We start from the raw sequence: 11,521 nt of genomic DNA, 5'->3' as shown, positions 1-11,521 counted from the left end.
GCCACACCAAGATCATCTCACCTGTGACCAGCAGTTACGGGACAAGCCTTAGGCGCCGGCGCATGAGCGCCCTCGCGTCGCCGTGTCCGCACCAGGCTGCCTCTGACACCAGGAAGACCACGCGGTCGGTGTGGCTCGCCCCGAGCTGGCTGGTGGCGGGTCCGGCCAGCCGTCGACGTCGCCCTGGCCGCCGTCGACGTCGCCGCCGTGGTGTACGTGATGCGCGGCGCGTTCAAACGCCACCACCTCCTCGCCGAAGCCCGCCGCCACCTCGCCTACGTCCTGCGCGGCCGACCCCACCAGCCCGGCCTGGACGAGCAGATCGTGCAGAACGCCGTCGACGACCACACTCGCCCGGCCAGCCGCCAGACGATGACCGCCGACCTGCGCGCCCTGTACCCGGACGACACCGAAGACCACGCCGTGTTGGCCCGTTGACCCGCGCACGAAGGCTCCGTACGAGCGGGCCCGCCTCGGCGCCGGCGCGCTGACCGCCCGGGTCCACGCGGTGCGCCGTTCGGGCCACCTGACTTCGAGATCCCTGCCGCACACGGACCGCAGGGGGCGGAAGGCGGGCAGGAATCGGGAGCCGGCGACCGACGTCGCCGGTGGAGCAGAACTGCCTGACGTTCGAGGCCGCCGCCGCCCGGATGGCCGCCGAGCTCCAGGACGGCATCCGGGAACGCGCCGTTGCCCACGGTCGACTGCGGCCCACTGCGGCTACGCCCCCACCGCCCCAGACCCGGCAGCCCGTCCAGCCCGCGCCGGGCCGGACCACATCCACCGGAGGAGTCGCATGACCACGCCGCCCGCGGACCCGAGGATCGAAGTCGTCGCCGCCCGGCTGAAGGAGGCCGCTCAGGAGCGCGCCGACGCCTACGGGCCGCCGCCGGCCTGGGAGCCGATCTGGAAGCGCCCCCGTTGTGGCTGTGCAACTGTTGGCCGGATCGTGGTGTGGCGGGCGGGTCTGGTCGGCCGACCCCACCGTGCCCAGCACAGCTACTGGTGCTGCACCCCGGCGGGCCTCGCCGAAGCCGCCGCCTCCGGCGAACTCGCGCCGAGGTCCGGCCGGAGCACTGGGAAGCGCGCGGCCAGCAAGACGGGCCTGCGCGAGCACGGCCTCGCCCTGGACGACACCGTCATCGCCTTCCACCAAGCGGAGGCGGCCGACTTCGCCGACTGGCAGGGGGAAGTCGCCCACCCCACTCCGGCCGGGAACCTGGTGCCCGAGGCCGTGGTGCTCCTGAACAACGGCCCCAGCGAGTTCGTGGAGATCGACCGCACCATGTCCTACGCCCGCCTGGTCGCGAAGCTGGAGCGCTACGACGCCTACCGCAACGCACCCGCGTCCGGTCGCGGCAACGCCGCCCGCGCCCCGCGCAGCCCCTGGCAGGAGACCTACGCCGGGCCGTCCCTGGAACGCTCCTTCTTGGGGGGCTATACGTCTTTACCCCCACCCCGCGGCTCCGGCTCGGGAGGCCGCTTTCCACAACCGTGCCCGCGACGTCGGCAGTGTGAACTACCGGCTGACCGTAGCGACCACGACGCTGGACCTGCTGATGCGGGATGGGCCCGGCCGGCCGGTGTGGCGGGTCGTCGGCCGTGACCAGGAACGCGCGTCTTTGGCCAGGCTGTCGAAAGTACGGTGAGCACGGCGACGTAGGCCGTCAGGGTGGGCAAGCCGCTCGGAACGGCGGCTTGCCCACCCCTGGGGGCGGGAGCACGGGGGTCGTGAGTAGTTCGCCACCGTGATTCTGGTGTGGGGCCGCGGCTGAGCGCGGTCCCGTTTCGGGTCCTCTTCGGAGTCCCGTTTCAGGTCTCTTCTGAGGTCCCGTTTCGGGTCCCGTTTCTGGTCCCGTTCCATTCGAGCCCATGAACGCCAAACAGGCAGGTCACAGGCTCGGAGAAAGGGGCCGGAGCATGCTGACTACCTCCTGGAGGGGTCCTGGAGAAGTCCGTACCCGTACCGGCGTCCGCTGCGGTCATGTCGCGCCGCTGGAGCGGGAGAAGATCCAGCCTCTGCGGGCGGTGCCGACAGCACGGTTCAGGTCAGACCTGTCCTCGCCATTGGCCGGTGGCCGTGCCGCGGTCTTCGATGAAGTGCTTGAAGCGTTTGAGGTCCCCCTTGACCTGCCGGTCGACGAAGCCGAGTTTGTCGCCGATGTTCTCGGCCATCCCTTCGGGGTCGAAGTCCATCATCAGCGTGACCTGTGTATGGGAGGGGTCGATGGGATGGAAGGTCACCAGGCCCGACTGCTCGCTCTCGCCTCCGACGGTCACCCAGGCCACCTTGGTATCGGGGATCTGCTCGGTGATCTCAGCGTCGAACTCCCGCTCGACACCGGAGACCTTCGTCACCCAGTGGGTGAGTGTGTCCGTGCGTTGCTCGATCCGCTCGACACCGTCCATGAACTGCGGGAACGACTCGAACTGTGTCCACTGGTCGTACGCGGTCCGGACGGGGACGTCGACCTCGATGGATTCCTTGACCTGCGACATGCGGTCCTCCTGGTTGTGCGTCGGTGGGCGGGCTGGTTCGGGTGCGTCCGCCCGGGCAGAGCACGTCATCGATGCCCGCCGCGGTCTCGCCTGCCCCGGCCGGTCGGCTGGCATTCCCCGAAGGGGCCGTCCTGCTCCACCGTTCGGCTGACAGCGCTCGCGCGCCAGGCCGCCCCACAACGCGGCATGCGGGGTGACGGATGCGCAGAGAGGAGATGCGGCGCCGGTCCGGGGCGGCCGTCCATGAGGAGTCTCGCTGTGCAGTGCCGGCGTTAGAGATGCGTAAAGGTTTCTTGGGCCGGGATCTGCCGGAAAGGCCCTGCGGCGTCTTCCGGGCGCGGGGCCACGAAGGCCGGTAGGCAGGGCTTCCCGCCGTGCGCTGCCCGCTCTACGTGGGTTCTTGAGGTGCGGGGACCGGTAGCTGGGTTGCGGGTGGTGTTCTGGGCACAAGGGGAGCGCGGGTACTGGAGCGGGCCTGTCCGGTGCGGGGCCGCGTCGGCGCCGGGCCCATACTCGATGATCGTCGCAAGGCCCTCAACCGGTGGCCGTTGGGCGCGAGCGCTGGAGAAGGTCGGAAGGGTTGATGGGGGATATGAGAGACGCGGACCAGGCGGGGATGCCGGAGGTGGTGGACAGTCCCGCTCTGCGGGATCAGCCGTCGGGCGGGCTGGCGCGGTGGATGCTGCGGCACCAGGTGCAGCCGGTGGGTCCGGCCGCCGGTGAGGGGCATGCCCAGCCGCACCCGTGGTGGAAGGTGATGTGCCTGACCGGCGTCGACTACTTCTCCAGCCTGGCCTACGTCCCTGCGATCGCCGCCCTTGCCGCAGGGGCGGTCTCGCCCCTGGCGACGCTGCTGATCGTGGCGCTGACACTGCTGGGGATGCTGCCGATGTACCGGCGGGTCGCGAAGGAGAGCCCGCACGGCGCCGGTTCGGTGGCGATGCTCGAGGACCTGCTGCCGTTCTGGTGGGGCAAGCTGTTTGTCCTGGTCCTGCTCGGCTTCGTGGCCACCTCGTGGATCATCACCATCACCCTGTCCACGGCCGACGCCTCCGTGCACGTGGTGGAGAACCCCTTCTTCCCCGCCGCGCTGCACGGCCACGAGGTCGCCCTGACGGTGGCGCTGCTGCTGGTACTCGGCGGGGTGTTCCTGCTCGGGTTCAGCGAAGCCGTCAGCGTGGCCATCCCCCTGGTCGCCATCTTCCTCGTGCTGAACGCGGTCGTCATCGGGATCGGCCTGGTCGACGTGTTCACCACCCCTGGCGCATGGTCGGCGTGGACCGATGCCCTCGCCGAGGGCGGAGGCGGCTTCGGCGACCTCCTCGGCCCGGCACTGCTGGCGTTTCCGCTGCTGGTGCTGGGCCTGTCGGGCTTCGAGACCGGAGTGAGCATGATGCCGCTCATCGCCGCCGAAGGCGCCGACGCAGAGCAGCGGCTGCGCTCGAGGATCCGCAACACCCGCAGACTGCTGACCACCGCCGCGCTCATCATGAGCGTCTACCTGCTGTCCGCGAGTTTCGTCACCACACTCCTCATCCCGCACGAGGAGTTCGAGCCGGGCGGCGCAGCCAACGGCCGTGCCCTGGCGTGGCTGGCCCACGAGCGCGTTGGGGAGGCATTCGGCACGGTCTACGACATCAGCACCATCTTGATCCTGTGGTTCGCCGGCGCCTCCGCCATGGCGGGACTGGTCAACATCGTCCCCCGCTACCTGCCCGACTACGGCATGGCCCCCGAATGGGGACGCGCCGTCCGCCCCGTCGTGATCGTCTACACCGCCCTGTGCATCCTCATCACCATCGCGTTCAACGCCGACGTCGACGAACAGGCCGGCGCCTACGCCACCGGCATCCTCGCCATGATGGTCTCCGGCGCCTTCGCCGTCACCGTCTCCACCGCACGCCGCCGCCGACGCGCCACCACCGTCGGCTTCGCGCTCCTGACAGCGGTCCTGCTCTACGCCCTGGTCGCCAACGTCATCGACAAGCCCGACGGCCTCGTCATCTCCGGATTCTTCATCGCCGGGATCATCCTCGTGTCGCTGATCTCCCGCGTCTCACGCACCACCGAGCTACGCGCCGATCGCATCGTCTTCGACGCCGACGCCCGCCGGTTCATCGACGACACCCTCGCCCACGACGGCGCCATCAACATCATCGCCAACCGCCGCCAGGCCGGCGACCTCGCCGAGTACAGCGACAAGGAACGCGAACAGCGCGGCGTCAACCCGGTCCCGGGCCAGGCCGACGTACTCTTCCTCGAAATCGACGTGGTCGATCCATCGGATTTCAGCGACACCCTCACCGTCCACGGTGTCGAGGTCGACGGCTACCGCATCCTGCGCGCCGACGCGCCCGCTGCCCCGAACGCCATCGCCGCGATCCTCCTCGCCCTGCGCAACGCCACCAAGGTCCAGCCGCACTGCTACTTCGCCTGGGCCGAGGGCAGTCCACTGGTCCACATGGTCCGGTACTTCCTCCTGGGCCGCGGCGACACCGCCCCGGTCACCCGCGAGATCATCCGCAGTCACGAACCAGACCCCGAACGCCGTCCCGGCATTCACGTCGGCGGCTGATCCACACCCGTGTGCAGCGGGCCCCAGGACGGGCAAGACCGAGAGGCTGGCCAGATGACGTCTACGCCGGAACAGCAGATGAGGCGCAGGATCCTCACCCTCACCGTTGCCGCGGCCGTCATGGCCGCTGCGGGTGCCGTCGCCGGCTGGTGGTGGCTGCTCGGGATCGGCGTGTGGGTCCTCATCGCGGCGTTCTTGATCGAGATGATCTACAGGCCATAAAGTCGGAAGGCTTCTCGCCGTCGACCCCGTGCTGTTGACGGCGGCCTGCCCGTGCCTGCAACCTGGCGAGCGCCGCCGTCAGACCCGCCCGGGAACTCCCGGGCGCCGACCCGGCCACCGACCGGCAGGGCCTTCGCCGTGGCCGGCGTGATGGCGAATCTTGGCGGCGCCCATGAGCTGACCAACGATTTCTCCGTCTTCGGCTACCACGTCACCAGCTCGACCGGTGCTCTGTTCCTGTACGGCATAGCCGTCGGCGCGGCCGTTGTTCTGGGTCTTGCCCTCGTTCTGGCGGCGGTCCGCCGAGCCTCCCGGCGCAGCCGCCTCGCCCGGCACGGCGGATCTTTCCCCTCGAAGCGGGAGAGCGCGGTCGTGGAGCGCGCAGCGAGGACCTCATCGAGCAGCGTGATGCCGCCCGAGGGCAAACCGCCCAAGCCTTCGGCGACGGCCATCCCACCACTACGGCCGCGCCGGCCTCGGGTCACCGGCGCGCCAAGTGGCTCGGCGGGCACGGCGATGCCCGCTAAAGGTTGTTGCAGAAGGGTGGGTGTGGGCAGGTCGGTGTGCTGGTTGACCTGCTGTTTCACCGATTGCTCAGTTGCCTACGCGTCACAAGCACAGTCCCACCGGGTTCCGCCCCACGAAGACGGCGGAACCCGGCAACTGATCACGACATCACACAGACCTAGTTCAGGCACGGGGCGGGGGCTTCGAGGAAGGGCAGGAGGAAGGCGGTGGTCCGTTCCGGGTCCTCGAGCATGGGTGAGTGACCCAGGCCGGGCAGCACTTCGACTTTTGCCCCCGGGACGGCGGTGTAGTCGATGGCGGTTGACGATCGCCACCTGTGGTCCTCCTCGCCGAAGAGGACCAAGAGCGGCTTCCCGAGTGCCGTAAGCCTCGGCGGGACCGGACGCTGTTTCAGGTAGGCGGTGGCACCCCGGGCGGTGGCGGCGGTGCCGTGATGTGTCATGGCCCGTACGTCGTCCACGAGCTGCTGCGGGATCTCGTAGCCGGGGCGGCTGAAGGCGGTGCTGAGGGCCTCGCGGATCAGGCCGTCGGTCCGGATCCGCCACAGCAGGGGCCCGATGCCGGGAGCCAGCATGAGCCTTCCGACGAGCCCATTGGAGACGAAGGCGTCCAGACCGGGGCCGGTGTCGATGAGTACCAGCGCGGCGACCAGGCCGGGTCGTTCTTCGGCGAGCGCGGTCAGGACGAGGCCGCCGGTGGAGTGGCCGATCCCGATGATCCGCTCCACGCCGAGCCGGTCCAGTGCGGCGCCGAACGAGCGCCGCAGTAGCCGGTAGGAGCTGCGGACAGGGTTGCATCGCAAGGGGGCTGAACCGTTGTCTGGACGGTTGCTTTCAGCGGGGGACCGGGGGTACCGGAGGTGTGCCCCCCAACCGACGACCGCCTGTGTGCCCAGGTCAGCCCCCGTGGGCAAGCCCCTTTCGGAAAACGACCCCTCTAATTCGATGGCAATGAGAGGTTCTGGATCTCTGACGGTCCCGGCGGACGGTGTCTGCCAGGGCAGGACGTGTGTGGTCCGGTCGGTGCCGTGGTGACCCCTACGACACCTCCGACCGTGCGAGGTCTTTGAGAAGACCGGTGGCGCCGTGGTGCCGGCCGGTCTTTGCACGTTCTGCCCCCATGGGCCCGTCGGTTCGGGATCCTTGATGGATGAGCTGCCGCATGGTGACGCGTTTCTCCTCACGAGCTTCGAGCTCTGGACACGGCGGGCGCCCGTGCGGTCCAGCGGTGCCGCGCACGGCTGATGAGGTGGTGGGCCTTGGAGCCCTGGAATAGAACGATCCGGGGCAGAGACCACGGGGCCAATGCGGCCCGGGCGCCGCGCCGGACCATGCCCGCTCCCCTGGCGGTCAGGACCATGCCACCGATCCGCATGTCCAGCTGCTCGGCCTGACGGTGGACCCCGCGCTGCGCGAGATCGACGCTGATCTGGACCGTCACTGGATGAACCACGGCGCCTTCTACCCAGGCCGGTCTGCTCCTGACGAGGCTGGGCGGAGGGCGGGCCGGTTGCGGCGCGCACGACGCGGCACCTGCGGGTCAGGTGGTAGGAGTCCACAATGACCTGCCGTCGGCGGGGGCAGCTGACGGAAGCTGGAGGAGGGCCCGCTCGGGTAGAGGCCAGCGCGTCTGCGCGTGCCAGGACGAGAGCAGCCACCCGAAGCATCTCGACGCGCGCCAACAGATGATCAAGAGGTCCGGACGTTTGGAAACCCTGGCGCGGTGAAGACGGTTGTTAACACCGTTCTTATTCATCGAGGTAGGAGAAGCGCATGGGCATCATTGCCTGGATTTTGATCGGACTGCTCGCGGGCTTCATCGCGAAGGCGCTGATGCCGGGCAGGGACCCGGGCGGCGTCATCATCACGATGCTGATCGGCATCGCGGGCGGCCTGCTCGGCGGGTTCCTCGGCAAGGTCATATTCGGCGTCGACTCCATCGACGGGTTCTTCGACCTCTCCACTTGGATCGCCGCCATCATCGGCTCGGTCATCCTCCTCGTGATCTACCGACTGGTCACCGGCAACAAGCGGCACCACAGCCACGCCTGAGCGACCCAGTCCCACCGCACGCAAACGGCTCCCCCTCCTCCTGAGGGTGGAGCCGTTTCACTGTCGGGAGAGCGGACACGCCCCAGCCGTCTCGCCCCGCACTTGGCACCGTGCAGCGGGTCGTGGCTGCCGGAGACCCGTGCGTAGCGCGACCCCCAAGGGGTAAGCGCGCGCCACTGCCCGCGAGTGGAGGAGGACCCCGTATGACGGCCCGGTCCGTCCCAGAGCATGGAGCACCGCCTGAACGCGACGCCCTCCTGGGCGGTCGCTACCGGCTCCAGGGCCCCATAGGGTCCGGCGGTACGGCGGACGTATTCCGCGGCGTCGACCAGGTGCTGGGCCGTGAAGTGGCCGTCAAGGTGTTCCGTCCGGGCACCGACACGGTCACTGCCGACCGCTTTTGCGACGAGGCCCGCACGCTGGCCCGCCTGTCCCATCCGGCCCTCGTCACCGTCTATGACGCCGGCCGACACGGCCATGGCGCTTTCATGGTCACGGAGCTGATCCGCGGCGTCACCTTGCGCACCCGTATGGACGCGGGCCCCTTGGGCCCCGTCCAGGTCACGCGGATCGGGGCCGACATCGCCTCGGCCCTCGACCACGTGCACGCTCACGGCGTCATCCACCACGACGTGAAACCCTCCAACATCCTCCTGGGCGAGGAGGGCTCGCCGCACCTGGCCGACTTCGGGCTCTCCAGGACCGTGCACGAGCGATCCCACAGCGCGCCCGACACCCTCGTCGGCACGCTGGCCTACATGGCCCCGGAACAGTTCCTGGGCGAAGGAGCGAGTACGGCCAGCGACATCTACGCCCTGGGAATGACCCTTCTCGAAGCGCTCACCGGCCACCGCGAGTATCAGGGAACCCCCGTGGAGATCGGGACCGCTCACCTCCTGCGCCGGCCCCGAATACCTGAAGGACTGCCGCAGGACTTCGCCCGCCTGTTGAAGGCGATGACCGACCAGGCGCCCCAGGCACGTCCCGACGCCGCCGCCGTCCACCAACGCCTGCAGGACATCGCACGAGCACCGCGACCCCGGACCACAGCGAGCGCGGCCCTCCCCGGCACCTCCACCCACCGCTCCCTCTCCCCCCTTGCCGCTCACGCCGCTCGAACACCCGAACCTACGCATAGGAGGGCTGCCCGACGGGGCCGTCCGGTCTGGTGGGGGCTGGCGGCCGCGAGCGTCGCGGGGACCTGCGCGCTGGTGATGAGTGTCATCCCAGCAGGCAAGAACCTACCCACCACCGCTCCCGCGCATGAGCAGCCGACGCCATCGAAGAGCACCGAGGTTGCAGGCCCGGCAGGGCCCCAGTCCGCGGTGCCCGCGCCGTCGATCCCCGCGGCCTCGGCGTCCACTCCACGAGACCTCCAGGTGCCCACCAGCCCAGCCGGCTCTTCCGCGCGACCGGTCCCCGAACACCCGGCGAAGGCGCCGGGGGCAGCGAAGACGAAGGAGGTGCCTGGGAAGGCCAAGGGAAAGAAGGACAAGGGACGGTGAGTCGGTGAGCGAACCACGGTCTTACGGGGTGTCCGGGAGGAGTCCGGACTCCGTGAGCAGTCGGCCGATCTCGGTGGTGTCCAGCTTGGCCAGGAGGTGCCTGCGTACGGCCTCCGGACCGGGCAGGCCGAGCGGCTTCCCGTTGCGGAGCCGTAGGCGGCGTCCAGCAGGGTGCGCACGTCGTAGGCGGAGCCGAAGACTTCCGGCACGCCGCGTGCCCGACGCGACCGGGCGGCCGCCACGCCCCGCGCCCAGATGGTCGAAGCCCTCGCCCTACTCTCACCGGCGTCTTCCTCGCCGCGTCCCCGTGGATCGTCGGCCTCAGCGGCTTGACGACGCTGGCCGTCACCAACCTCATCGCCGGCATCGCCTACACGCTATTCCTCGGCGGTCTCGGCAACTCCTACGAGCGCACCCATTCCATGGCCTGGCCGCCGTCGCCATCGGCATCGGAACCTGCATCGCCCCGTGGGTCGTCGCCGGCGACGTCGCCCACACCCGCTCGATCACCAGCAACCTGATCACCGGCGCGACCCTGCCCTGCGGCGCTCCGTGTCCGCAGCTCCCTGACAACGGGTGGGTCCGCATGAGTGCCCTGGGCTCCCTGGTCGCGGAGCCATCCGTACGTGATCGGTGCGGTCTACAGGACGGCGACGGTGAAGGACGCGTCCACCGCTGAACTCGGTCGGCCGGTGTCGCCTGAGGCGCCGTGGAAGGTGCAGTTCAGGGGTTCGGTTCTGATCGACTTCGTTCGGAGTGAGGGGGCGGTCAGATCATCGTTTTGTGCTCTCGCGTAGGGCTGCCGTTTCGGGGTATCCGGCTGGAAGCAGCCGTGTGGCTTGCTCAGGATGAGGGTGGCGTATGGCTGCTGTGGTGTCCCAAGACGAGTGTGAGTCGCTGCTCGGCCGCCCGATCGTGTCGGCCATGGCCATGGACGGCAGCGAACCGATTGCTGGGGCCAGGCGTGCCGCCCGCAGTTTCATGACCGCGGTGCAGGCCGTTCATGGGCTTCCAGTGTCGGACCGTGCGATGAGCATGGTGGAGCTGGTCGTCAGCGAGTTGGTGACCAACGCCTACAAATACGCGCCCGGGCCGTGTCTGCTGGAGCTGGAGGTCAGTGACGGTGTCGTGGAGATCAGCGTGTGGGATACCGCCGCGCAGCTGCCCGCGGTGAGCCCGACTGATCCGAGCCGCATCGGGCAACACGGCCTGGAGATCGCGATGGCGGTGTGCCGCAGTTTCGAGGTGCGACGCGAGCCGGTCGGCAAGCGAGTGAAGGTCACGATAGGGCTGGCTGACGACCCCGGCGGGGCACCGGCCGGGCGCCTCCTGTGATCATGCTGGCCAGGCTCTTGCCACACGGGTAAGGCAGCGCGACAGCCGGTCGTGGCGCTGCTTCTGACTCGCGATCCACACCCCGGTCCAGGGGAGGCTGCGCGAGCTGACCGTGTGCCGGACGACTCCCGCGGTCGTCGGCACATATGAATCGGGCGGCCATGAGCGGAGCCCAGGGCGGTGATCCGGCGCGGGTTGGAGGGTGTCCGGCGCCGGGCTGCCATGGTGCTGGAAACAATGGTCCGCATGCGGACGTGTTGGGTGTATCAGTTTCGGGATGGTCCGGAGTGTCAGGTCGTCGAGGTCCTGGCCGAGGGGGGCGGAAAGCCCCGGCAGATCCAAGTACGGCAGTCCCGTTCGCGTGGGCTGGTGGACGGGTACGTTCTGCGGCATGCCGACGCCTCGGCGCGGGTTGCCGTCTACACCTGGGTACGGCGGGGCGAGCCTGAGCTGGTGACCGCCCATCTGCTTGAGCTCTTGGCCGAGGTCTGCCCCCAGGAAAATGCCTGACAGGTCAATTCGGACCGGTGGCTGTGACGGCGCGGGCCGGGCCGGGCCAGGAGCGGCGCGGGCCACCGATGGAGCCAGCGGAGCCGAACCCGTCGGTGCCCATGTCCGTGACCTCCAGCGAGGCCGGCGCCGTGCGTGGCGCTTGTGTCCTGACCTGCGGGGCTTGACCCGGCGACGACCGTCGTGCGCGTCGACCTACTGCCTACCCGACCGTGGTCGATTACCTCTCCGACGAACGGACGAAAATCTGTGATGGCTGGAGTAGACATTGGGCGGTGGTGTGGTTATGGTTTCTC

10 protein-coding genes and 1 pseudogene are annotated in these 11,521 nt (G+C 69.3%); 8 read left to right on the top strand and 3 right to left on the bottom strand.

Annotated elements, in window-relative coordinates:
• Nucleotides 1-219: 219 nt before the first annotated feature.
• Both ACFWBF_RS36135 and ACFWBF_RS36130 read left to right on the top strand, forming a co-directional pair.
• Nucleotides 220-438: a hypothetical protein gene (locus ACFWBF_RS36135; protein ID WP_385609084.1), complete on the top strand. Its 219-nt coding sequence runs from the start codon at nucleotides 220-222 to the stop codon at nucleotides 436-438.
• Between the two features lie 358 nt (nucleotides 439-796).
• On the top strand, nucleotides 797-1,606 hold the full coding sequence (locus ACFWBF_RS36130) for a replication-relaxation family protein (RefSeq protein WP_385609083.1): 810 nt from the start codon (nucleotides 797-799) through the stop codon (nucleotides 1,604-1,606).
• A 443-nt stretch (nucleotides 1,607-2,049) separates the two neighbouring features.
• Here the strand turns inward: ACFWBF_RS36130 and ACFWBF_RS36125 are convergent, their stop codons facing one another.
• A complete protein-coding gene (locus tag ACFWBF_RS36125; protein WP_385609082.1) occupies nucleotides 2,050-2,499 on the bottom strand; it encodes an SRPBCC family protein in 450 nt (149 codons plus the stop codon).
• A gap of 592 nt (nucleotides 2,500-3,091) precedes the next feature.
• Here ACFWBF_RS36125 and ACFWBF_RS36120 point away from each other — a divergent pair.
• Complete coding sequence (locus ACFWBF_RS36120; protein ID WP_385609085.1) at nucleotides 3,092-5,074, top strand: amino acid transporter; 1,983 nt, start codon at nucleotides 3,092-3,094, stop codon at nucleotides 5,072-5,074.
• 54 nt (nucleotides 5,075-5,128) lie between these two features.
• Nucleotides 5,129-5,296, top strand: a complete 168-nt coding sequence (locus ACFWBF_RS36115) for a hypothetical protein (protein ID WP_385609081.1) — start codon at nucleotides 5,129-5,131, stop codon at nucleotides 5,294-5,296.
• Nucleotides 5,297-5,981: 685 nt separating this feature from the next.
• Here the strand turns inward: ACFWBF_RS36115 and ACFWBF_RS36110 are convergent.
• A complete protein-coding gene (locus ACFWBF_RS36110) occupies nucleotides 5,982-6,626 on the bottom strand; it encodes an alpha/beta fold hydrolase (RefSeq protein ID WP_385609080.1) in 645 nt (214 codons plus the stop codon).
• Between the two features lie 377 nt (nucleotides 6,627-7,003).
• Nucleotides 7,004-7,276 carry a hypothetical protein gene (locus tag ACFWBF_RS36105; protein ID WP_385609079.1) on the bottom strand — a complete coding sequence of 91 codons (273 nt, stop codon included), beginning with the start codon at nucleotides 7,274-7,276 and terminating at the stop codon, nucleotides 7,004-7,006.
• Nucleotides 7,277-7,596: 320 nt separating this feature from the next.
• Between ACFWBF_RS36105 and ACFWBF_RS36100 the strand changes: the two genes are divergently transcribed.
• The 4 genes and pseudogenes from ACFWBF_RS36100 to ACFWBF_RS36085 all read left to right on the top strand — a co-directional run bounded on the left by ACFWBF_RS36100 (nucleotide 7,597) and on the right by ACFWBF_RS36085 (nucleotide 10,715).
• The gene (locus ACFWBF_RS36100; protein WP_384381487.1) at nucleotides 7,597-7,875 is read left to right on the top strand and encodes a GlsB/YeaQ/YmgE family stress response membrane protein; all 279 of its coding nucleotides are present in this window, start codon (nucleotides 7,597-7,599) and stop codon (nucleotides 7,873-7,875) included.
• A gap of 203 nt (nucleotides 7,876-8,078) precedes the next feature.
• Nucleotides 8,079-9,380, top strand: coding sequence for a protein kinase (locus ACFWBF_RS36095; protein ID WP_385609078.1), 1,302 nt, complete (start codon nucleotides 8,079-8,081; stop codon nucleotides 9,378-9,380).
• Between the two features lie 213 nt (nucleotides 9,381-9,593).
• Nucleotides 9,594-10,059: pseudogene (locus tag ACFWBF_RS36090) on the top strand (SPW repeat protein); the annotation flags it as partial.
• A 182-nt stretch (nucleotides 10,060-10,241) separates the two neighbouring features.
• The gene (locus ACFWBF_RS36085) at nucleotides 10,242-10,715 is read left to right on the top strand and encodes an ATP-binding protein (protein ID WP_385609077.1); all 474 of its coding nucleotides are present in this window, start codon (nucleotides 10,242-10,244) and stop codon (nucleotides 10,713-10,715) included.
• Nucleotides 10,716-11,521 lie beyond the last annotated feature (806 nt).

The sequence above is a fragment of the Streptomyces sp. NPDC060028 genome, assembly GCF_042736725.1.
Lineage (GTDB): Bacteria > Actinomycetota > Actinomycetes > Streptomycetales > Streptomycetaceae > Streptomyces.
This window is presented reverse-complemented; position numbering and strand designations above follow the sequence as displayed.

Bases quoted from the DNA above. Each gene is read 5' to 3' on its own strand.
- ACFWBF_RS36125 (WP_385609082.1), bottom strand. From the start codon at position 2,499: ATGTCGCAGGTCAAGGAATCCATCGAGGTCGACGTCCCCGTCCGGACC.
- ACFWBF_RS36095 (WP_385609078.1), top strand. From the start codon at position 8,079: ATGACGGCCCGGTCCGTCCCAGAGCATGGAGCACCGCCTGAACGCGAC.
- ACFWBF_RS36135 (WP_385609084.1), top strand. From the start codon at position 220: ATGCGCGGCGCGTTCAAACGCCACCACCTCCTCGCCGAAGCCCGCCGC.
- ACFWBF_RS36130 (WP_385609083.1), top strand. From the start codon at position 797: ATGACCACGCCGCCCGCGGACCCGAGGATCGAAGTCGTCGCCGCCCGG.
- ACFWBF_RS36120 (WP_385609085.1), top strand. From the start codon at position 3,092: ATGAGAGACGCGGACCAGGCGGGGATGCCGGAGGTGGTGGACAGTCCC.
- ACFWBF_RS36115 (WP_385609081.1), top strand. From the start codon at position 5,129: ATGACGTCTACGCCGGAACAGCAGATGAGGCGCAGGATCCTCACCCTC.
- ACFWBF_RS36100 (WP_384381487.1), top strand. From the start codon at position 7,597: ATGGGCATCATTGCCTGGATTTTGATCGGACTGCTCGCGGGCTTCATC.
- ACFWBF_RS36085 (WP_385609077.1), top strand. From the start codon at position 10,242: ATGGCTGCTGTGGTGTCCCAAGACGAGTGTGAGTCGCTGCTCGGCCGC.